The 21,378-nt window shown below is 35.7% G+C and carries 17 protein-coding genes; 5 read left to right on the top strand and 12 right to left on the bottom strand.

Annotated features, from left to right (window positions below):
• Nucleotides 1–16: 16 nt before the first annotated feature.
• Complete coding sequence (locus ACXR6G_RS13830; protein ID WP_125029604.1) at nt 17–187, bottom strand: DUF362 domain-containing protein; 171 nt, start codon at nt 185–187, stop codon at nt 17–19.
• Between the two features lie 204 nt (nt 188–391).
• On the bottom strand, nt 392–1,573 hold the full coding sequence (locus ACXR6G_RS13825) for a M20 metallopeptidase family protein (protein ID WP_458362028.1): 1,182 nt from the start codon (nt 1,571–1,573) through the stop codon (nt 392–394).
• A gap of 338 nt (nt 1,574–1,911) precedes the next feature.
• Between ACXR6G_RS13825 and ACXR6G_RS13820 the strand changes: the two genes are divergently transcribed.
• The 3 genes from ACXR6G_RS13820 to ACXR6G_RS13810 all read left to right on the top strand — a co-directional run bounded on the left by ACXR6G_RS13820 (nt 1,912) and on the right by ACXR6G_RS13810 (nt 5,630).
• Complete coding sequence (locus tag ACXR6G_RS13820) at nt 1,912–3,006, top strand: DUF1573 domain-containing protein (protein WP_458362027.1); 1,095 nt, start codon at nt 1,912–1,914, stop codon at nt 3,004–3,006.
• A gap of 259 nt (nt 3,007–3,265) precedes the next feature.
• Complete coding sequence (meaB, locus tag ACXR6G_RS13815) at nt 3,266–4,396, top strand: methylmalonyl Co-A mutase-associated GTPase MeaB (RefSeq protein ID WP_458362026.1); 1,131 nt, start codon at nt 3,266–3,268, stop codon at nt 4,394–4,396.
• A 136-nt stretch (nt 4,397–4,532) separates the two neighbouring features.
• Nucleotides 4,533–5,630, top strand: a complete 1,098-nt coding sequence (locus ACXR6G_RS13810; RefSeq protein WP_458362025.1) for a redoxin domain-containing protein — start codon at nt 4,533–4,535, stop codon at nt 5,628–5,630.
• A 170-nt stretch (nt 5,631–5,800) separates the two neighbouring features.
• Here the strand turns inward: ACXR6G_RS13810 and ACXR6G_RS13805 are convergent, their stop codons facing one another.
• Complete coding sequence (locus ACXR6G_RS13805; RefSeq protein ID WP_458362024.1) at nt 5,801–6,571, bottom strand: Crp/Fnr family transcriptional regulator; 771 nt, start codon at nt 6,569–6,571, stop codon at nt 5,801–5,803.
• Nucleotides 6,572–6,671: 100 nt separating this feature from the next.
• Nucleotides 6,672–8,318, bottom strand: coding sequence for an NAD+ synthase (locus ACXR6G_RS13800; protein ID WP_458362023.1), 1,647 nt, complete (start codon nt 8,316–8,318; stop codon nt 6,672–6,674).
• 271 nt (nt 8,319–8,589) lie between these two features.
• Between ACXR6G_RS13800 and gldB the strand changes: the two genes are divergently transcribed.
• Together gldB and ACXR6G_RS13790 are read left to right on the top strand one after the other, a co-directional pair.
• Entirely contained in the window at nt 8,590–9,588 is a 999-nt protein-coding gene (gldB, locus tag ACXR6G_RS13795) for a gliding motility lipoprotein GldB (RefSeq protein ID WP_458362022.1), read from the top strand.
• A 218-nt stretch (nt 9,589–9,806) separates the two neighbouring features.
• Entirely contained in the window at nt 9,807–10,346 is a 540-nt protein-coding gene (locus ACXR6G_RS13790; RefSeq protein ID WP_458362021.1) for a 5-formyltetrahydrofolate cyclo-ligase, read from the top strand.
• Between the two features lie 69 nt (nt 10,347–10,415).
• Here the strand turns inward: ACXR6G_RS13790 and lpdA are convergent, their stop codons facing one another.
• The 8 genes from lpdA to ACXR6G_RS13750 all read right to left on the bottom strand — a co-directional run bounded on the left by lpdA (nt 10,416) and on the right by ACXR6G_RS13750 (nt 21,300).
• On the bottom strand, nt 10,416–11,810 hold the full coding sequence (gene lpdA, locus ACXR6G_RS13785) for a dihydrolipoyl dehydrogenase (protein ID WP_458362020.1): 1,395 nt from the start codon (nt 11,808–11,810) through the stop codon (nt 10,416–10,418).
• A gap of 122 nt (nt 11,811–11,932) precedes the next feature.
• Nucleotides 11,933–12,766: a metal ABC transporter permease gene (locus tag ACXR6G_RS13780; protein WP_458362019.1), complete on the bottom strand. Its 834-nt coding sequence runs from the start codon at nt 12,764–12,766 to the stop codon at nt 11,933–11,935.
• Between the two features lie 43 nt (nt 12,767–12,809).
• The gene (locus ACXR6G_RS13775) at nt 12,810–13,547 is read right to left on the bottom strand and encodes a metal ABC transporter ATP-binding protein (protein ID WP_458362018.1); all 738 of its coding nucleotides are present in this window, start codon (nt 13,545–13,547) and stop codon (nt 12,810–12,812) included.
• Nucleotides 13,548–13,647: 100 nt separating this feature from the next.
• Nucleotides 13,648–14,517: a metal ABC transporter solute-binding protein, Zn/Mn family gene (locus ACXR6G_RS13770; RefSeq protein ID WP_458362017.1), complete on the bottom strand. Its 870-nt coding sequence runs from the start codon at nt 14,515–14,517 to the stop codon at nt 13,648–13,650.
• A gap of 81 nt (nt 14,518–14,598) precedes the next feature.
• Nucleotides 14,599–17,457 carry an excinuclease ABC subunit UvrA gene (uvrA, locus tag ACXR6G_RS13765; RefSeq protein ID WP_458362016.1) on the bottom strand — a complete coding sequence of 953 codons (2,859 nt, stop codon included), beginning with the start codon at nt 17,455–17,457 and terminating at the stop codon, nt 14,599–14,601.
• A gap of 76 nt (nt 17,458–17,533) precedes the next feature.
• Nucleotides 17,534–18,520 carry a lytic transglycosylase domain-containing protein gene (locus ACXR6G_RS13760; RefSeq protein ID WP_458362015.1) on the bottom strand — a complete coding sequence of 329 codons (987 nt, stop codon included), beginning with the start codon at nt 18,518–18,520 and terminating at the stop codon, nt 17,534–17,536.
• 49 nt (nt 18,521–18,569) lie between these two features.
• Nucleotides 18,570–19,673: a pyridoxal phosphate-dependent aminotransferase gene (locus ACXR6G_RS13755; RefSeq protein ID WP_458362014.1), complete on the bottom strand. Its 1,104-nt coding sequence runs from the start codon at nt 19,671–19,673 to the stop codon at nt 18,570–18,572.
• Nucleotides 19,674–19,908: 235 nt separating this feature from the next.
• Nucleotides 19,909–21,300, bottom strand: a complete 1,392-nt coding sequence (locus ACXR6G_RS13750) for an aminopeptidase C (protein ID WP_458362013.1) — start codon at nt 21,298–21,300, stop codon at nt 19,909–19,911.
• Nucleotides 21,301–21,378 lie beyond the last annotated feature (78 nt).

Raw genomic sequence — 21,378 nt, 5'->3', positions numbered from 1 at the left:
ATCTGTAGAGATACGGTTATTCAGGATGAATAGCTTCTACAGGACATGCATCAACGCAAGTACCACAGTCAGTACATAGATCTGCATCGATAACATAACGCTCATCTCCCATAGAGATAGCTTCAACTGGACATTCCCCTTCGCATGAACCGCAAGAAATACAATCGTCGTTTATTACGTAAGCCATTGTGTTTTATTTTTTAATGTTAATATTAACTGCAAATGTAGTATCATATTTCAAACTCAAAAAGAAAATCGAATAGAATTCTTCTATTTTAAAAGAAATTAAATAGTGACTAAAGTCTTGTCTTTGTCGGGATTGCCTTAATAGTCAGTAAATAAAGACTTTTGAGTCTTGTTAGTGAAGAGATTTTACAATAAGAACAATATCTTATTTATTCAGAAAATCAATAGCTAAGTAGGCCATTGTTCCCATCGATGTTTCTAAACTCATATCATCAGCTTGAAAATTGGAGGTATGTAAACCACCTGATTTTTCTTTTTTTACGCCGAAACGATAAAAGCAAGCAGGGTACTTTTGAGAATAAAAACCGAAGTCTTCAGTTGTCATTCTAATATCCATATCTTCCACTCTATCATTATCTAAATATGCAATTGCCGCACTTTTTGCAGATCGTGTAGAGTTGACATCATTAACCAGGAATGGATACCCATGTTTGATATCGACTTCACATTCGGCTCCCATTCCTTTGGCAGTGTTTTGAGCAATATCAGTGATAAGTTGTTTCGCTTTTGCACGCCACTCTTCATTCATTGTTCTAAAAGTCCCCTCAAGTTTTACTTCAGAAGGAATAATATTGGTCGCACCATCTGCAATCATTTTTCCTATTGTAAGAACTGTAGGGATTCGTATATCGGCATGCCTGCTAACAATTTGTTGTAGAGCCACAACAATATGAGACGCAATTAAAACCGTATCATCACATTTGTGAGGCATTGCCCCATGTCCGCCCTTACCTTTTACGTTCAGATAGATCTCATCACCTGAGGCCATATACATACCCTCACGGAAACCCACATGGCCAGATTCCATATCAGGTAAGACATGTTGTGCCATAATCAAATCTGGTTCTGGGCTAAGAGCTCCTTCTTCCATCATCATTCTGGCACCACCAGGAAGTAATTCCTCACCAGGTTGGAAAATAAGTAAAACAGTACCTTCCCATTTATCTTTCAGTTCATTTAGGATTTTTGCAGTTCCAAGTAAACTAGCCATGTGTATATCATGTCCACAGGCATGCATAATGCCATCGTTTTTGGAGCAAATTGGATGGGATTCATTTTCATGAACAGGTAAAGCATCCATATCGGCACGAAGAGCCAGAACTTTTTTAGTGGGGTTTTTACCTTCAATTTTACCAACAATACCTGTTTTTACAAAACCACCTCGATATGAAATGCCATAAGAGTCAAGCTGTTTTTGTATGAATTTAGAAGTCTCAAATTCTTCGAATGAAAGTTCAGGGTATTGATGCAGATGCACCCTAATGGCCTTGATCTCTTCAAGTAAGTTATAGCTTAGCTCCTTTATTATATTGGTGATGTGTTCCATGAATATGTGTTCAAATCGATTTGCATGCTTATAGGTATGGAAAGTAAAATTAGGAAATTCAATTTAAGAACCAATATTTAAATAATTTGTGAACGAATAGAATTCGTTAAGGAAGAATATGATAAGCTTTTATTTACAAAACTCCCATGTCTATTGAGACGTCTAATTTTCATTTAATGATCATTAACAAGTATTTAACGATATAATGTGGTGATTTTATCTGATTTTAATTATTTTTGTATGAATGATTTCTATCATTGAAATCATAACCAATTCATTTTTATAACTTTAGTTCTGACAAGCTAAGCCGTTTGTTGGGATGTTTTAATACAATAACTATGAGATTTTTTTATTTCCTATTGATCGGATTAGTGTTTTCAAGTTTTGGGCTTAGTGCTCAGAAGACCAAGCCAGTAATGGAGTATGGCTCAAAAACACACGATTTTGGAACAATTAAAGAAGAAACAGGAAAACAAGTCTATTCTTTTGAATTCGTAAATAAGGGAACTTCTCCTATTATCATACAGAATGTACGCTCATCATGTGGTTGTACTTCTCCTAATTGGAGTAAAGCGCCTGTCGCTCCAGGTCAAAAGGGATTTATTAAGGCAACTTTCGATCCTAAAAATCGTCCGGGTCCATTCAATAAATCAATTACTGTAACTGCGAATACGAATCCTTCTATTTCTATTCTACGTATTAAAGGAGCTGTTACAGCTCGTGTTAAAACGGTTCAGGATTCTTTCCCACGATTGATGGCTGGTCTTAGAATGACAAGTAATCATTTACCTTTTACTAAGGTGAAAAATAATGAGATTAAAGAAGCGACACTTGAGGTCTATAACGATACAGATAGTTTCATGACTGTTGCTTTTAGAAGAATGCCAACTCATTTAAATATTAAATTAGTTCCAGAAAAAATTGCTCCAAAAAGCAGAGCTAAGATTGTAGCTGTGTATGACGCCTCTAAGAAGCGTGATTGGGGTTTTGTTACCGATTATCTGGATTTATTAATTAATGGGAAATTTGCTCCACGAAATCGCTTAACGATTAGTGCTAATATTACTGAAGATTTTGCGAGACTATCTGATAAAGATTTGGCTAAGGCTCCTAAACTAGAATTTGAGGAAAAGGTTTTCAATTTTGGTGAGTTATCTCAAGGTGAAAAAGCTGAGCATACTTTCATTATGAAGAATACAGGTAAATCTGATCTTTTGATTCGTAAGACAAAAGCTTCTTGTGGCTGCACGGCTATTTCTCCACAATCTAAAATTATTAAAGCTGGTGAATCTACAGAATTGAAAGTCGTGTTTAATTCGAGAGGGAAACGAGGTCGTCAAAATAAACGTATAACAGTTATTACCAATGCACCTACTAACTCCACAGTTGATTTACGTGTAATGGGGAATGTCGTTATGCCTAAAGTAAACTAGAGTTAGGAACTTGTTTTGATAGTGATGCTTTAATATTGCTAACTGAAAATATTGAAAGGGTTGTTCGAATTTAATTTCGACAACCTTTTTTTTATTGAATAGTTTCTGTGTATTTGTTTATTAGTAAGCATGAATTTTTTAATTTCGCAATAGTGATATAACGCGATAATGATTTGATTTATCTAAATCATTAAACAAAGGACTTAAATTGCTCAATCCAACAATTATGCTTTGAGTTATTAGTAAAAAAAATACAATCATGGTAGATAAAAAAGATAAATGTCATATTGAAAATGATTCTTCGTTTAAGGCTTTAAAGGTTAATGCGGGAATTAGTAAGCCACCATCAATTAATCCTAATATTGCAGAGCGTTTAAAAAATAGGAAACGTAAAAAATACACGATTGAAGATTACATCAAAGGTATTTTGGATGGAAATATGACTATTTTGAGTCAGGCTATAACCTTGGTTGAAAGCTCAAAATTTGAACATCAAAAAATAGCTCAGGAAATTATTGAACGTTGTTTGCCTTATTCAGGGAAATCCACAAGAATAGGTATTACAGGTGTACCAGGAGCAGGGAAGAGTACCTTTATCGAAGCCTTTGGAAAGCATGTAACGAGCATGGGACACAAATTGGCTGTTTTGGCGATTGATCCAAGTAGTGAGCGAACTAAAGGGAGTATTTTAGGTGATAAAACTCGTATGGAGGAACTAGCTGTTGATCCTTTGGCTTATATTCGACCTTCACCATCTGCAGGTTCTTTAGGCGGGGTTGCTCGTAAAACTCGTGAAAGTTTAATTCTATGTGAAGCAGCAGGTTTCGATACCATTTTAATTGAAACTGTTGGTGTTGGTCAGTCTGAAACTGCTGTCCATTCAATGGTTGATTTCTTCTTGTTGATACAAATTGCAGGTGCAGGAGATGAGCTGCAGGGGATCAAGCGTGGTATCATGGAAATGGCCGACGCAATTGCAATCAATAAATGTGATGGAAGTAATATAACTAAAGCTCAATTGGCTCGAGTACAATTTGAGAATGCCTTGCATTTATTCCCATTATCACCATCACAATGGTCGCCCAAAGTATTAAACTGTTCATCTTTAGAATGTACAGGTATTAATGAGATTTGGGATATGATTATGGACTATTGTAAGCATACACAAGAAAACAATTATTTCGAAACTCGTAGAAGTGAGCAAGCGAAATATTGGATGTATGAAACCATTCATGAACAATTACGCGATAATTTTTACCATGATAATAAAATTAAGGGAATGATTCCTGATTTTGAAAATAAGGTTTTAAATGATGAAATGAGCTCATTTATTGCGGCTTATAAGTTGTTGAATACCTACTATAATGAAGTTAAAAAAGGAGATCACTAGTTGAATAATTTAAGAAAATCTTATTAAATCCAACTTTGATGGCTTATAAGCAGTACTTATCGAAATAACTTCCTGTAGTCAAATTAAATAATTAGATTTAGCTGAAAATTAACTTAAAAATCAAAATACGTTTATTATGAAAAAATTACTATTTGCAGTAGTTGCAATTTCAGTTCTTTTTGCTGCCTGTGATACTCAAAAGAAATATGAGCTTTCAGGTAAAATTGAAGGACAAGCAGAAGGAAAAATCTATTTGAATATTGAAAAGGATAGAAAACTTGTGAAAATTGATTCTGCTGATATCGTAGATGGAGCATTTAAGATTGAAGGTAGTGTAGCTGTTGCTGATATGTACTATTTACAAGTTGATGATATTAAAGGTGCGATTCCATTTTTTCTTGAAAATGCACCAATTTCTGTAGAAGCTAATATCGAATCTTTACGTGATGCTAAAATTACAGGTTCTGTATCTCAAGATCTATATAAAGTATTTGTAGCTTCGATGATGGAATTCAAAACTAAGCAGGAACCTATTGTAGCTGCTTATAAAAAAGCGATGTCTGAAAAGAATGAAGAAGCTGCAGAGAAAGCAATAAAAGAATATGAAGCTGTAGATGCTGAAAAAATGGAAACCGTTAAGACTTTTGTAAAAGCAAATGGGAATTCAGTTGTAGCAGCAGTTGTTTCTTATAGAAATTTATTGAGTCAGCTTAAGGTTGATGAGATGGAAGAGTTGTACACTACTTTTGATGAAGATGTAAAAGCTTCAAGCAGCGCACTATTGATCAAATCTAAGATTGATGTTTTGAAGAAAGTTGCAATTGGTCAACCAGCTCCTGATTTTACTTTAAATACACCAGAAGGAACTCCTTTGAGCCTTTCAAGCCTTAAAGGTAAAGTTGTGTTAATTGATTTTTGGGCAGCATGGTGTGGTCCTTGCCGTAGAGAGAATCCTCATATGGTTGAAATTTATAATGAGTTAAGTCCTAAAGGTGTTGAATTCTTGGGTGTTTCTTTAGATAAGGAGAAAGCAGACTGGTTAAAAGCTATTGAAAAAGATGGTTTAATCTGGAAGCATGTTTCTGATCTACAATATTGGAATTCTGCAGCAGCGAAACTGTACGGTGTTAATAGTATCCCTTGTACTTATTTAATCGATCAGAATGGAATTATCGTTGCTAAAAAAGTATTTGGTGATGACTTAAAGGCTGAAATTGAAAAATTACTTCAGTAAGTTAAGAATATATTGAGGGCAAGCTCTCTTGTAAAACCTGATTGGTAGAAATACCTCTCAGGTTTTTTTTATTAACTAAAGGGGCGTCATTGAATAATTAGAGATGAGTTTTGAGCATGAAAAAAGGGAATCCAAATAATGAATTCCCTTTAAAATATATTCTATAATGATTAACCTAGTTTACTAATTCGATCTAGTTTAACCTTATCTAAAATCTTAATTTTTCTACCATCAATTGCAATCACACCTTCGCTTGCAAAAGTTGAAAGTGTTCTAATAGCATTAGAAGTTGTCATATTTGATAAATTGGCAATATCTTCTCTTGAAAGATAAACCTTGATTGTCATCTCATCATCTTCGAAACCATAAGTATCGCGAAGGAATAATAAAGATTCTGCCAAACGTCCTCGAATATGCTTCTGAGTTAAGGTTACAGTTCTATTATTAGAGAACCCTAATTCGGTAGCAAAAGAACGAATGATACTTAATGAAAGCTCAGAATTAGTCTTAATGAGTTTTAGAATCATATCATAGCTTAGCGTACAGGTTATTGAATCTTCAATAGCAACAGCTGATGCAATATTGTTCTCTTCAGCAAAAAGTGCTCTGTATCCAATAAACCCAACTGGTTTTGCCATACGTACAATTTGTTCACGTCCGCCAACACCTTCTTTGAATATCTTCACCTTACCTTCTTTCAAAGATATAAGTCCAAGAGGTTTTTCACCTTCTTTATAAATGTATTCACCCTTCTTAAAAAAGCTACAACTCATGTTGTGTCGAATGCTTTCTTTTTCTTCTGGAGTAAGAACATTAAATACTGAATTTGGATGGTTAATTACCTCTAAACAGATTTGTTCTCGAATCTTTTTATCACTCTCAATCATGATCGGATCTGGTGTATGAATTTTAGAAATCGAATATGTTATAAAACATTTCAAATGTATGAAAATCAAATTAAATGACAAAAGGAATAAAGAAATATATCTCCAATTATTAATATAATGTAATGATCACATATTCATGTAGATATGGTTATTTCTAGTGTTTCGCAACCAAAGGGATCTTTCTTCCATAACCAAAAGCCTTAGATGAAACGCGTAAAATAGGTGCCGTTTGGAATCTTTTATACTCATTCATGTTAACCAATCGAATGATCTTATCAACAACCTCTTTAACAAAACCTTGCTCTATAATTTCATTGACAGGCATATTCTTTTCGATATACATGTAGAGGATTTCATCAAGAATGTCATAATCTGGAAGTGAATCTGAATCTTTCTGATCCGGACGTAATTCCGCTGAAGGTGGCTTTACGATACTATTCAAAGGGATTACTTCTTCATCCTTATTCATGAAGTAAGCCAGCTTGAAAACGTCTGTTTTGTATACATCACCAAGAACTGCGATGCCACCATTCATATCACCATATAGAGTTCCATATCCAACAGCCGACTCACTCTTGTTTGAAGTATTCAAGACGATATGTCCGAATTTATTTGATAAGCCCATTATCAATGTACCTCTAACTCGGGCTTGTATGTTTTCTTCTGCAACATTAAAGGGTAAATCGCCAAAAATAGGAGCTAAACTGCTTTCAAAAGATTTGAAGATATCTTGAATCGGTACAATTTCGTATTGAATACCTAAGTTATTAGCCAAATCTATCGCATCCTTCACGGAGTGATCAGATGAAAATTCAGAAGGCATAAGTAAGACACGAACGTTTTCTTTTCCAAGAGCTCTTTCTGCTAATACAACGGTTACTGCCGAGTCTATACCACCCGAAAGACCTAGTGTTGCTTGCTTGAATCCCATTTTACCGAAGTAATCCTTAAGCCCCAGAACAAGGGCATCGTGGATTTTTTCAATATAATCAACCTCTTTTTCTTCAGCTTTCTGGTTCTCAATTTCATTTAAATCGATGAGGCTAAAATCCTCTTCAAAATAGTTCAGACGGCAAGCAACCTCACCTTTTGAGTTGATAGCCATTGAATCGCCATCGAAAATCAATTCGGTATTGGCCCCAATCTGATTAACGTAGATAAGTGGCAAATGATATTTCCTAGAAACATCCTGGAGTATTTCAGCTCTGATATTTTTTTGATTGTGTGAAAAAGGTGATGCTGCAATATTAACAACAAAATCAGGCTTTAGCTGACTCAATTTCTCCATAGGAGAAGTCGTGTACAGTTCCTCCTTTGCAAAGTTATTGTCTACAGCTTGCTTTTCCCATAGGTCTTCGCAAATCGTAATAGCAATTTTCTTACCCTTATACTCGACTAAGTTGTATTCGGTATTGGGTTCAAAGTATCGGTACTCATCAAATATGTCGTAGGTAGGTAAAAGTGTCTTGTTGTGAATACTCTGTACTTTACCATCACACATGAAAAAAGCAGAATTGTATAGGTTTTTGCCCTTGGTATGTGGGTTTATTGATGGTCCCCCAATTACAGCAGCAATATCAACACAATGTGAAGCAACTTGATCTATAGCGTTAAGTGTTTTCTCAATAAAATCTTTTCTCTCCAATAAATCTTTGGGAGGGTAGCCACAAATTGCCAATTCTGAAAAAACAATCAAATCAGCTTGTTTGCTTTTTGCTTTATTTATGGCTTCGATGATTTTATCTGAATTGGCCTCGAAGTTTCCTATATGGTAGTTAAGTTGTGCTAAAACAATCTTCATTTCTGTATGATTTACGACAAATTAGTTTTTATCACCTCTTGAGAGGTGATTGGCAAAGTTAATGATAAATCATTAATCTTTTAAAGCCCAAAGGGCTAATACGTAAACAAAAATAAGCTTTAGAAATATGAATGTTTAACTTTGATGCCTGCTGTATTTTGGTAATTTTGATGATGACTTGTTTGGGATGGATTCTATTTCCAGTTTTTCTTAATCAAGATTATGTGAGTTGAATAGGAGATAAGCTTTATTTTAAATATTATAGATGATAATGAGAAAATTAGCATTTGGTTTGCTTTTAGGAATGGCTTGTGTTTTTGTAGCATGTCAATCGAATAAACTTAAGGTTGATGTGTCAAATATCGATCTGGAAATTAAAATTGATCGATTTGAGAAAAAACTTTTTGATCTCAAAAATGGAAGTTCTTTCGAGGATTTTAAACAGAACTACCCTAGAATATTAAGATTATATTCGGAAAAGGTGATTGGTCTAGGTAGCGTTGATGACTTGAATTATTTCCAATACCTAAATAAGTTTTTAAATGATTCAACCATGAATCTTGTGGCAAATCGCATAGATTCAATTTTCCCAAACCTTGATAATCAAGAGGAAGAGTTAACAGATGGCTTTAAGCACTTGAAATATTATTATCCGGAAGCTAAAATTCCAATGATCTTTTCTCAACTCTCAGGCTTTAATCAGTCAATAGTGGTTGATGAGGGTATGATTGGTGTTAGCTTGGATAAGTATCTGGGAGTGGATTGTGACTTTTATGCGCTACTAAGTCGCCCCGTGTATTTACGCGAAAATATGACAGCCAATAGAATAGCTCAGGATATTTTTTTAGCCTATGGTTTAACTGAATTTCCTTTTAAGTCTAAAGCTCAAAATTTAATGGAGCAAATGATTTATCAAGGTAAAATTCTTTATTTCTTACAGGCTCTTTTACCAGAAAAAGCTGAATTTGATATTATGAAATACTCTAAGGAAAAACATCAGTGGTGTGTTGATAATGAGAGTCAGGTCTGGGCCTATTTGATTGAGCAAAAGCATTTGTTTAGTACACAAAATAGCATGGCACGTAATTATATTAACGACGCACCTTTTACGACGGGTATGCCCAAAGAATCACCTGGGAGAATAGGGACTTGGATTGGTTTACAAATCGTGAAATCCTATATGGCTAAGCATTCTGAATTAAGCATTCCAGAACTGATGACGAATAATGATTATGCTGCCATATTGAGAGAATCGGCTTATCAGCCTTGATTATAAGTAATTGTGAGTTATTATATTTGTCATATTATAAATACGAAAATTTTAAGCCACAAATTTCACAGATTTTTTCAAATCAAAGTGAGTATTAACAATTTACTGTAAAAGCTTAATACTTTAAAATAATTTGAAAAATTTGTGGACAATAGTTGAAATCTATATGTCATTATATTTGTCGATTACTTAAAATTAAGAAAAGTTATTTTTCCGAAATGATAGATGAAGAAAAGAAACGAATCCGACGTGATATTCGTAGTTTGAAGAATGCTATTTCTCTTGAAGAGAAAACGAGACGTTCAATTGTAATATTGGAGAATGTAGAACAATTACCTGAATTTATCGATGCAAAAACGGTGATGCTTTATTGGGCGATGGGCGATGAGGTGCAAACTTCAGACTTTGTAATAAAGTGGTCTGCAAGTAAGCGTGTGATACTACCCTGTGTAAATGGGAATGATCTTGATTTAAGAATATTCAGAGGCGTAGAAGATCTTATTGCAGGTGAAAATTTTGGTATACCAGAGCCTTCAGGAGAGCTTTATACAGATTACGAAGATATCGATTTGATTCTTATTCCTGGTGTAGCTTTTGATGTGGATAATAATCGAATGGGTAGGGGGAAGGCTTATTACGATAAGCTTCTTGCTAGCCTTAGTGCTTATAAGCTAGGTGTGTGTTTCAACTTTCAGATGTTGAAGGCTGTGCCAACGGATGAGCATGATATTAGAATGGATCAGATTATTTCAGAATAGTTTTGTAGAAATTAATAGATATAAGAAAGCCACGAGATTATCGTGGCTTTCTTTATATATGATATATTCTTAGATGTGAATTACTTCGTCGTATGCAGCTGCAGCGGCTTCCATTACCGCTTCACTCATTGTTGGGTGAGGGTGAATCGCTTTGATTAACTCGTGACCTGTAGTTTCAAGTTTACGAGCAGTAACCAGTTCTGCAATCATTTCAGTTACGTTAGCACCTACCATATGTGCTCCTAAAAGCTCACCATATTTAGCATCGAAAATCAGTTTTACAAAACCTTCGTTTGCACCAGCAGCACTTGCTTTACCCGAAGCAGAGAATGGGAATTTACCCACCTTAATTTCGTGACCAGCTTCAGTTGCAGCTTTCTCGGTAAGTCCCATTGAAGCAACTTCCGGATTTGTATAAGTACAACCTGGAATTGTCGTATAATCGATAGGCTCAACATTCATTCCTGAGATTTTCTCAACACAACAGATGCCTTCAGCTGAAGCGACGTGAGCCAAAGCAGGACCTGCAATGATATCACCAATAGCATAAACGCCTTCAACATTCGTACGGAAATAGTTGTCAACAACGACACGTCCTTTATCAGTAGCAACACCAGCTTCTTCAAGACCAATGTTTTCTGTGTTTGGAGCAATACCTACTGCCGAAAGAACGATCTCACATTCGTGAACTTCGATTTCGCCTTTCTTATTCTTAATATTTACTTTCAAGTCACCATCGCTACCTTCAACAGATTCAACTGATGAGTTAACCATGACCTTGATCTTACTCTTTTTGAAAGAGCGTCCCATTTGCTTAGAAACTTCTTCGTCCTCAATAGGAAGAATAGTTGGCATAAACTCAACAAGAGTTACCTTAGTTCCCAGGCTATTATAGAAATAAGCAAACTCAGATCCAATAGCACCTGAACCAACAACGATCATGGTCTTAGGCAACTTTTCAAGAGTTAAAGCCTTACGGTAACCGATAATGTTTTTACCATCTTGTGGTAAGTTTGGTAACTCACGAGAGCGAGCACCAGTAGCTAAAATAATGTGTTTAGCTTCGTAGTTAGTTTTGCTACCATCTTCAGCTAAAACTTCAACTTGCTTGTCAGCTGTAAGTTTACCGAAACCGTTGATAACTGTAACTTTATTCTTTTTAAGTAAGTACTTAATACCAGCACTCATTTTGTCTGCAACACCACGGCTACGAGCAACAATCTTTTCAAAGTCAGGCTTAATCTCACCTTCAACAGCGATACCATAATCAGCAGAATGCTTCATATAATCGTAAACCTGAGCTGATTTTAATAATGATTTGGTTGGGATACATCCCCAGTTCAAACAAATACCACCTAGTTCAGCACGTTCTACTACGGCAACGTTCATACCCAATTGTGCACCTCTAATGGCAGCAACATAACCACCTGGTCCACTTCCTACTACTATTAAATCGTAAGTCATTTCTATTTTGTTGTTTAGTTTGTGAATATCTATGTATTTCAGATCTGATTGCTATTCTACGCTAAATGATGATCTGATAATTTTTCTGCTAATTTATTAATATTAATTCTAAATAAAAGAAATTAGTGCGCTTTTCTCTTTAGTTTTAAAAGACTTAGTTGTACCACCTTTGCAATGATAAATAAGATAACAAAGGAAAATATAATGGTTGCTCCAGAAGGAACATTCAATTTATAAGCCATAAAGAGTCCTAAAAGGGAACCTAGTATACTAAAACCTATGGCTCCTAGAATCATTCTTCCGAAATCTTGTGTAAACATATTGGCGATGGTTTGTGGGATAGTTAAAAATGAAATAACCAGAATAATACCCACAACCCGAATATTTAAAACGATTGCCAGAGCAACTAATGCAATCATTAGGTAGTTAAGGAATTGTACAGGAGCTTTATGTGTTTGTGCGTAACTTTCGTCAAAAGCGACGTAAACAATAGGTCGCATCATAAAGGCAAAAACCAATATAGTGAGTACGCACAATGCTGAAAGCAGGTAAAGATCGAGGCTTGAAACTGTGAGGATGCTACCAAAAAGATAAGACATCAGGTTAGGAGCATAGCCAGGGGTCATGTATATAAATATAATTCCCAGTGCCATTCCCAAAGCCCATAGGATACCGATGACTGAATCTTGTCGGACATCGGTTTTCTTGGAAACCCATTCGATACCTAAAGCAGATAGGACACCAAAAACAGCAGCTCCCAGAACAGGATTTAATCCGAGAAACCAGGCAATACCAATACCTCCAAAGGATGCGTGAGTGATACCACCGCTAATAAAAACGATGCGACGGGCTACAATATAAGTTCCAATAATCCCACAGGAAATACTTGCCAATATGGCCGCTCCCATTGCGTTTTGAAAAAAACTATAGCTTAATAATTCAATGATTTCGTTCATGAAATGTTGAGTTCAAATTGAATGATACTGATTTGAAATTTTTTTAATGTTTTTTCAAAACTCGATGAGGGACTTCACCATGAGTAATCAGATCGATAGGGCAATTATATGTTTTGAGTTGTTCTTGATTGATGACGTTGGAATCGTGATAACATAAACTACTGTTGACACAGGCGATTGTTTTCACATGAGAACTAATGGTGCCGATATCGTGTGAAACAACAATAATGGCCATATGATCGTTAAGTTGATCCAGAATACCATAAAGTTCCATCTCGAAATGACTGTCTACGTAAGTATCAGGCTCATCTAATATTAAGATCTGAGGATCAGAAATAATGGCTCTACAAAGAAAGACTCGTTGTAACTGACCGCCTGAAAGCTCTCCAATATTCTTATTTCGAAGGTGGAGAATTCCCATTTGTTTCATCAAAACTTTAGCTTTCTCTTTATCTTCACTTTTGTATCTCCCAAATAATTTTTTGTGAGACATTAGTCCCGATAAAATGACTTCGCGAACAGGAATTGGAAATTTTCGATCGATGGTATTGATCTGTGGTAAGTAGCCGATGAGGTTATCATCAATATTATTGAATTCAACCTGACCTTCGATGGGTTTTATTAAACCCAATATAACCTTCAAAAGTGTTGTTTTACCACCACCATTAGGTCCAATAATACCTAGGAAGTCATTCTTATTAACCGTAAGGTTGACATCTTTGAGTACAACTTTATTATCGTAACCAGCATAAACTGATCTCAATTCCAGTAATTTGGTCATTTTGTTTTTGTTGTTTTGAGCAGATACAAAATACAAAGTATTTCGCAGAAAGCATGATTTTAATTCACTCGATAAGAATCTTCAAATCGAGATTAATTCATTACTTTTTTAGGTAAGTCATAATTCTGTTCATCTCAGTCAACCAATCTTCGCTTAAAGGATCAATTTGAATCAATTCAGCCTTAATCTCTTTAGCAATAACATTTGCATTTTCAACATTGAATTGCTTTTGTAGAAAGATCGTTTTGATATTGTGAGCTTTAGCCTCTTCAAGCATTTTCTTCATATGAGCCGGAGAAGGTGCTTTGCCATCGTGCTCAATTGAAATTTGAGTTAAACCGTAATCTCTGGCAATATAAGAAAGGGCAGGATGGTAAATCATAAAAGCCTTATTAGGCATTTGCGAAAAGATGGCTTCTGCACCTTTATCCATCACGTTGATATCTGACATCAACTTCATGTAGTTTGTTGTGTACTGCTGTTCCTTTTCAGGAGCTAGTTCAACCAATACTCTGAAGGTGTTTGCTACAAGCTGCTTGGCTGTTTTTGGTGATGACCAGATATGAGGATCAATACCACCTTCATGAAAATGTTCACCATGACGGACTTCAGGACCTCTGATGAGTTCAATACCTTCAGAAAGATCGAAACTTTTGATTTCGGAATTGCCCTCTAGTAGTTTATTCAACCAAGCCTTTTCGAATGGAATGTGACCAATTCTCAAATACAAGGATGATTTTGACATATCCTTCATTTGTTTTGGTGTAGGCTCATAGCTAGCAGGACTTGCTCCAGGAGGAATAAGTACGTTTACTTTGAAATCATCACCAGCAATTCGCTCGATAAAATACTTTTGAGGTAGAATACTAACCGAAATTAGCTTGTCGTCAACTTTGTTTTGTTTAGAGTTACATGACTGAAATACTAAGCTAAGGCTTATGAATAGAAGAATAAGAGTGATTTTGTTCATTTGATTTTGATACTTCAATTTAGAATAGTTTTAAATAACAAATGTAAAATATTTTACTCAATAAGCAATTCCTAAAACAAATTAAAGCAGCTCCTCTTTTAAAAACTTTGCAGTGAATGATTCGGTGCATTCTGCAACCTCTTCAGGCGTACCAATACACATGACTTCACCACCGTTACGACCACCTTCTTTACCGATATCAATGACATGATCGGCAACTTTAATCACATCCATATTGTGCTCAATTACGATTACCGTATTACCTTTATCTACCAATCGATCTAAAACTTCAAGTAGAACGCGAATGTCCTCAAAATGAAGACCAGTTGTTGGTTCATCTAGGATGTAAAGCGTTTGACCTGTATCTTTTTTAGCTAGCTCGGTTGCCAGTTTAACACGTTGTGATTCTCCACCAGAGAGTGTTGTTGATGGTTGTCCGAGTGTGATGTAGCCCAGTCCAACCTCTTGTAAAACTTTTAGTTTAGGTAGAATCGTTGAAATTTTCTCGAAGAAAACGACCGCTTGATTGATGGTCATATCTAATACATCGCCAATTGACTTTCCTTTGTAACGAACCTCTAAGGTTTCACGATTGTATCGTTTACCATTGCATTCATCACAATGCACATAAACATCGGGAAGAAAATTCATTTCGATTGCTCTGACACCTGCACCTTGACAGGTTTCACAACGACCACCTTTTACATTAAAAGAGAATCTTCCGGCTTTATAACCTCTGATTAGAGACTCAGGTAATTTTTCGTAAAGTTTACGAATATCACCAAAGACATTGGTGTATGTTGCAGGATTCGATCGAGGTGTTTTACCCAAAGGAGCTTGATTCACTTCAACGACCTTGTCGACATGATCAATTCCTTTTATCTGATCGTAGCTCAATGGATCTTTAACAGATCGATAGAAATACTGTGATAGGATTGGCTGCAGAGTTCCATTTATCAAACTTGATTTTCCACTACCAGAAACACCCGTAACACAGATGAATTTCCCTAGAGGAAAACTAACATCAACATTCTTCAGATTATTTCCTTTACAGCCCATCAGTTGGATGCTTTTGCCATTACCTTTTCGTCTTTTCTCAGGAATGACAATGCTTTTTTTACCGTTGATGTATTGCGAGGTTAGGCTATCGCCAATTAGCATTTTATCCGGTGTGCCTGCAAAAACAACCTCGCCACCATGTTTACCAGCAAAAGGTCCCATATCTACAACGTAATCAGCAGACAAAATCATATCCTTATCATGTTCTACGACAACAACGGAGTTACCCGAATCGCGAAGCTGTCTTAAGGATTGAATCAATTTTTGATTATCGCGCTGATGTAAGCCAATACTAGGCTCATCGAGTATGTAAAGCACATTAACCAGTTGAGAACCAATTTGTGTAGCCAATCGGATACGTTGAGATTCACCACCAGAGAGCGTTACAGAACTTCTGTTCAGTGAAAGATATTCCAAACCAACATCAAGTAGGAAATCAAGACGATCACGAATCTCTTTTAGAACTTCCGATGCAATTTTGAGTTGTTTATCACTTAAATGAGGTTCGACAGTAGCAAACCATTCGCTTAAAAGACTAAGGTCCATTTGAGCGAGATCGGTAATGTTTTTATCGTGAATTCGGAAATACAGCGATTCTTTTTTCAGACGCTGTCCTTCACATGTAGGGCAAAGTGTGTTTTTAATAAATTGCTCAGCCCATTTTTTTGCCTTTTTCGAAGTGGTATTACTTTCTTGATTCGAAATGTATTTTAAGACACCATCAAAACTCAAAAAGTAGTTTGATGAACTTCCCAGTGGCGTATTTTCTAGCTTAAATGTTTCGTTTGATCCGTCGAGGATAATACTCAAGGCCTCTTCTGGAATATCTTTGATGGCCGTTTTTAAGTCAAAATTGTACTTACGAGCGATAGCTTCAATCTGCCAAAAGATTAAACTGTTTTTATATTTACCCAAAGGCACAATGCCACCTGTGTGAATACTAACACTGTCATCGGGGATAATTTTTTCAATATCAATTGCACTTATTCGACCTAAGCCTTTACACTTAGGACAAGCTCCGTGTGGTGAATTGAATGAGAAACTATGGGGTGCCGGTGTATTATAAGAAAGACCTGTACTTGGGCACATCAAGAGGCGACTGTAGTATTTCACTTCATCACTATCCTTATCCAAAATCATGGTAATACCCTTACCATGTTTCATAGCCATCTGAATGGATTCTTTTAAACGTTTATCGCCAACTTCATCAACAACTAATTTGTCAATTAAGATCTCGATGGTGTGACTCTTGTAACGATCGACTTTAAAACCATGAAGAAGTTCCACGATTTCACCATCGACACGTGCATATAAAAAACCTTTTTTTCTGATCTGTTCGAATAGATCCTTATAATGTCCTTTTCTTCCCTTTACAACAGGAGCGAGGATGTAAATTCGTTTCTCATTGAATTTCTCAAAAATGAGCTTGATAATTTGCTCATCGGTATATTTTACCATCTTCTCACCCGTTTCATATGAGTAAGCTATACTTGCCCTTGCGAAAAGTAGTCGAAGGAAATCGTATAGTTCGGTGATGGTACCAACGGTTGAACGGGGGTTTTTATTTGTGGTTTTTTGCTCTATGGCGATTACTGGACTAAGCCCTGTAATTTTATCCACATCGGGGCGTTCCATACCACCAAGGAATTGACGGGCATAGGCCGAGAATGTTTCGATATATCTACGCTGACCTTCAGCATAGATTGTGTCGAAAGCCAATGAAGATTTTCCACTACCACTTAATCCGGTAATAACCGAAAGTTGGTTGCGGGGAATACTTACATCGATGTCTTTTAGGTTGTGAACTCTTGCACCAAGAACATTAATATTCTCAGTTTCTAATAGTTCATTTTCTATGGTTTGTTCAGCTTTGTCTTTCAATCTACAATCTCCTTATGATTTAAATCCTCACTTCTACTGATGTTTTACTTACATATATGCTTCAATAAGCTAACAACTATTTCTTCTTCGCTTGAGGTTTTTGGTATTCAGAAAACGCAAAATTAATATATCCTTTGGCAGGAAGTGTAATTTCGTACTCTTTTTTATACTTATTTGTTAGATATGGCTTTCTTAACCAAGGATTAAAGAGCTTTAGTATTTTATAATTCACTCCATTCTTTTGGGCAAAATCAGCAAAATTCTTCACCCCACCTTTAATTTTAATCTTTCGAGTTGGAATGTTGGGATATAAATCGGAGTCACGGAATCTAAATCCAAAATCTTGAGGATTCTCCATTATAAGTTTGGTCGCAATAATTCTGAACAGATAACGAGCAGTCTCTTCACCCAACAAAAGGTCATAATACGATCCTGCATTTTGAAGTTTCATTTGAGAATGAATGTGTGTTCTACCTGCATTATATGAGGCAGCAACCAAGGCCCAGCTTCCAAATTTCTTATGGGAATCTTTCAAATACTTACAAGCTGCTCGTGTCGATTTTTCAATATTGTAACGTTCATCAACTTCTTTGTTGATTTCAAGCTTGTAGTCGCGGGCCGTAGGTGGCATAAATTGCCAAAATCCGACAGCACCTGCTGGTGAAACAACTGTTGTTATCAAGCCACTCTCAATCAAAGCTAAATATTTAAAATCATCTGGGACACCTTCCTTTTTTAAGATAGGTTCGATGATCGGGAAATAACGATTAGCTCGTTTAAGAAACAATAAGGTTTGAGATTGCCAATAGGTATTTACAAGCAGTTCTCTGTCCAATGATTCTTTTATATCCCATCGATCCAAAGGAACTTTTTCATCGGCAAATAAAAGTTTATTAGGCGTTTTTAATGCGTAAACATTATACTTATTCATATACTCTGTTCCCCGATGTTCATTGTCCAGGTCTGAGAGTTTTGAGTAATTAAAAAGTTGTGCAACGAAATAACCACAGGTTAATAAAACCAGTATGAGTGATATATTTTTGAATGTCTTATTTTTTAACATGTGTCAAGTTTTAAAAGCTGTCCTAAGGCTGTGTTTGTCTGAAGTTGATCTAGAATTTATCGAAATAAGTTTTGAATTCTTCCGGAGGTACAGAGACACAGATTCTAGCATATTGAGCAGCCTTATCCTTTTGTGTCTTGGTAAAATAGCTTAGTGATACCGAGCCTATTCTTTTTTCTAAGAGTTCATCTTCTGATTTATTTACGATTACAAATATGCCAATGGCTTTACTATTGGTGTAGAATTCAGATGCCAGCAGACCTTTTTTATCAAGAAAATTTATATTCTGGTTTATACCTTTTACGGTTATTTCTTTAAACTGTTTTCTGCTGTTTTTACCTTTTTCTGAGTTCAATAAATTTGCAACGAGTAGTTGAGAGAAAGCATTAATGCCATTGGTGGCATACATGAGTCGAATACCTAATTCGGTATTGAATTCTGCATTAGTAGAGTGGATAAAGCCTAAACGTTGACCACTAAGTCCAATTGATTTACTAAAACTCTCTACGATAATCACATTTTCAAAACCGAGTAATTTCTGATAAAAAAGATCTTCCTTGTCGCAAAATATTCTTCGATAAGGACAATCAATTATAACAGTCGTACCATTTTCATTCAGAACTTGAATGATTTTAAGGAGTTCTTTATCTTCAACTTTATTACCAATTGGATTGTTTGGATCACAAATGATAACAGCAGAATTTTTAATTTCGGGTAAACGATCTAAGAGCTTATCGAAATGAGTATAAGTCCCTGATTCAATCTCTCGGATGGTCATTACCTGAAAATAGGAACCCCAATAATACTCTGGCAAAAGAATACGGTCAACATTTAGTGTTTGGAATGTGAGGTCGAGTGCTGACATGCCACCGCCACTAACACTAATATTGGATAAGGTGCTTTTGTTGTTAAAATAATGCTGATTAATAGCTACGCGTAACTCTTGTCTTCCCTGCGAAGGTGGGTAAACTTGCATGGCGTTGCTATTGAAGTCCAAGTCTTCAACAATTGAATCCAGATTGATATTGCAAACGGCATTGACACCACGATTAAGTAGTAAATATTCTTCCCCTGTTTCAACGCTCTGCTTTCTAATTCTCTCCCCAATACCAACAATGGCCGAATATTTAGCTCCACTTTTTCGTATTTGCATAGGTTGTCTGTTTATATGAATTCTTGTAAATGCTTATTTAGAATAATTCAAAGATACGAATATCTCTTGTTATGAGAACGGCTAATTCTCAGTTTTAATATTTGAGTTTTATTATTTTTTCAATTGTTTTTTGTCAGTTTTTTAAAAAAAATCTAAATGAATAACGCCCCAAAACAAAGTTTTGAGGCGCATTCTAATATGATCATGTTTGGCTTATGAGTCAGTTGACAAATAATTAAAACATATAGTCCCAAACAGGAAGTTGAATTGGCTTGCTTTCAAAAGCTTTGATTGCCTTTTCGTTTAAGTATTTCTTGTTGATTACAACACGAAACATATACTCGCTAAACCACTCATCTGTGAAAGTTAAGTAACCCTTGTTTCCTGAAGTTGTACCCCAAGAATTTTCGAATTCCCATTTTACTGGTTTTTCGTTTTCGTCAACATCAACACCAATTAAAGTCATTGCGTGAGATGAACCAGACTGGCGAGTTAGAATTCTAGCTTTTTTGTCCATATCGAACTCAACACCGAATAAAGAAGCATAGTCGTATGTGTTCATGTCCATAACACCTGCTTTACGGTTGTGCTGCTTACCTACATCGCAAGAAGCATACATCGCCTGATTGTTTTTGATAGAAGCCATAGCAAAAGCTTTGATCTCATCATTTGGCAAGTTTAAGTAGGTCCAGTTGATACCTTCTGCTACATTACGGTAGTTTTTGATTTCATAAACTTTATAGAATTCACGAGTTGGGTCGTTCATAATCATCACCATCTCATCTTTTGCAAACTCAGGTGCTACAAGAGCCATGAATTCTAGTGGTGTGTATTTTTTAGCTTCGCTAATTTTACCATCAGCATCTTTGTATCTCCATGTAAAATCAACAGGAGGCTGACCCAATGCAAGAGCTAAAATACGGTATACATCTTTCAATGCGTTTACTTTTGCAGCATTAACTTTCTTTGAATTTCCTTTTTTGCTTGCAAGCTGACGAATTTTGTAAGCTTCACCTCTCAATTTCTCTTTAACGATACGGGTTAACTGACCTGTGCTGTTTGAGATTGTAGTCTCTGGCATCACTTCAGCAGGAACAACACCATATTTTTTAGCAACATTGAAAAATGAATTCCAAACACCACCATCATCAACAGGACTTTTTAAGTAACGGACTACTTCTCTGTCGTCCATATCCTTATCAGCAGTAGCAATAATGTTTTCTAAGAATAGGTTTGACTTTTCGAAGATATCCCAGAAATAGTTGTAGTTATGTGAAAAATCGAAAGAGCTAAGATTTAAATCTTTGATTACGTTTGGACGGATTGTGTTCATAGAAGTGAACATCCAACAACGACCTGAACTCTTTTGATTGGTAATTCCTTTAACGGCAACTCTGTACTTAAAAAAGTGATCTGTTGCGCCTACTTTGTTTCTGTTAAGTGCGATCTCGCGAATGCTTTTGCTGTTTGTAATAGCATTTTGAATCGCTTGTGTTGAAGCGTCAGCATTAAAACTATTACGAATCTCGCTAAGTGTTTTGCTGTCAACAGCACCCTTAGTTTGTGCCATGCTTGTACCTGCTATAGCTAGAGCTAAAACAGAAAGCATTAAAAATTTAAAATTCATGTTTGTGATTTTAGTTGTCAATTCTAATGGCACAAACATAAGAAAACTATGGGGTTTTGTCTAGAATCATTTCCTACT

It is taken from the genome of Ancylomarina sp. YFZ004, assembly GCF_054254355.1.
The sequence above is the reverse complement of the archived record's forward strand: the minus strand, read 5'-3'. Positions and strand labels throughout refer to the sequence as shown.

Bases quoted from the DNA above. Each gene is read 5' to 3' on its own strand.
- ACXR6G_RS13790 (WP_458362021.1), top strand. From the start codon at position 9,807: ATGATAGATGAAGAAAAGAAACGAATCCGACGTGATATTCGTAGTTTG.
- ACXR6G_RS13800 (WP_458362023.1), bottom strand. From the start codon at position 8,318: ATGAAGATTGTTTTAGCACAACTTAACTACCATATAGGAAACTTCGAG.
- ACXR6G_RS13830 (WP_125029604.1), bottom strand. From the start codon at position 187: ATGGCTTACGTAATAAACGACGATTGTATTTCTTGCGGTTCATGCGAA.
- ACXR6G_RS13810 (WP_458362025.1), top strand. From the start codon at position 4,533: ATGAAAAAATTACTATTTGCAGTAGTTGCAATTTCAGTTCTTTTTGCT.
- ACXR6G_RS13825 (WP_458362028.1), bottom strand. From the start codon at position 1,573: ATGGAACACATCACCAATATAATAAAGGAGCTAAGCTATAACTTACTT.
- ACXR6G_RS13770 (WP_458362017.1), bottom strand. From the start codon at position 14,517: ATGAACAAAATCACTCTTATTCTTCTATTCATAAGCCTTAGCTTAGTA.
- ACXR6G_RS13755 (WP_458362014.1), bottom strand. From the start codon at position 19,673: ATGCAAATACGAAAAAGTGGAGCTAAATATTCGGCCATTGTTGGTATT.
- ACXR6G_RS13780 (WP_458362019.1), bottom strand. From the start codon at position 12,766: ATGAACGAAATCATTGAATTATTAAGCTATAGTTTTTTTCAAAACGCA.
- ACXR6G_RS13820 (WP_458362027.1), top strand. From the start codon at position 1,912: ATGAGATTTTTTTATTTCCTATTGATCGGATTAGTGTTTTCAAGTTTT.
- ACXR6G_RS13750 (WP_458362013.1), bottom strand. From the start codon at position 21,300: ATGAATTTTAAATTTTTAATGCTTTCTGTTTTAGCTCTAGCTATAGCA.
- ACXR6G_RS13775 (WP_458362018.1), bottom strand. From the start codon at position 13,547: ATGACCAAATTACTGGAATTGAGATCAGTTTATGCTGGTTACGATAAT.
- meaB (WP_458362026.1), top strand. From the start codon at position 3,266: ATGGTAGATAAAAAAGATAAATGTCATATTGAAAATGATTCTTCGTTT.
- lpdA (WP_458362020.1), bottom strand. From the start codon at position 11,810: ATGACTTACGATTTAATAGTAGTAGGAAGTGGACCAGGTGGTTATGTT.
- gldB (WP_458362022.1), top strand. From the start codon at position 8,590: ATGAGAAAATTAGCATTTGGTTTGCTTTTAGGAATGGCTTGTGTTTTT.
- ACXR6G_RS13760 (WP_458362015.1), bottom strand. From the start codon at position 18,520: ATGTTAAAAAATAAGACATTCAAAAATATATCACTCATACTGGTTTTA.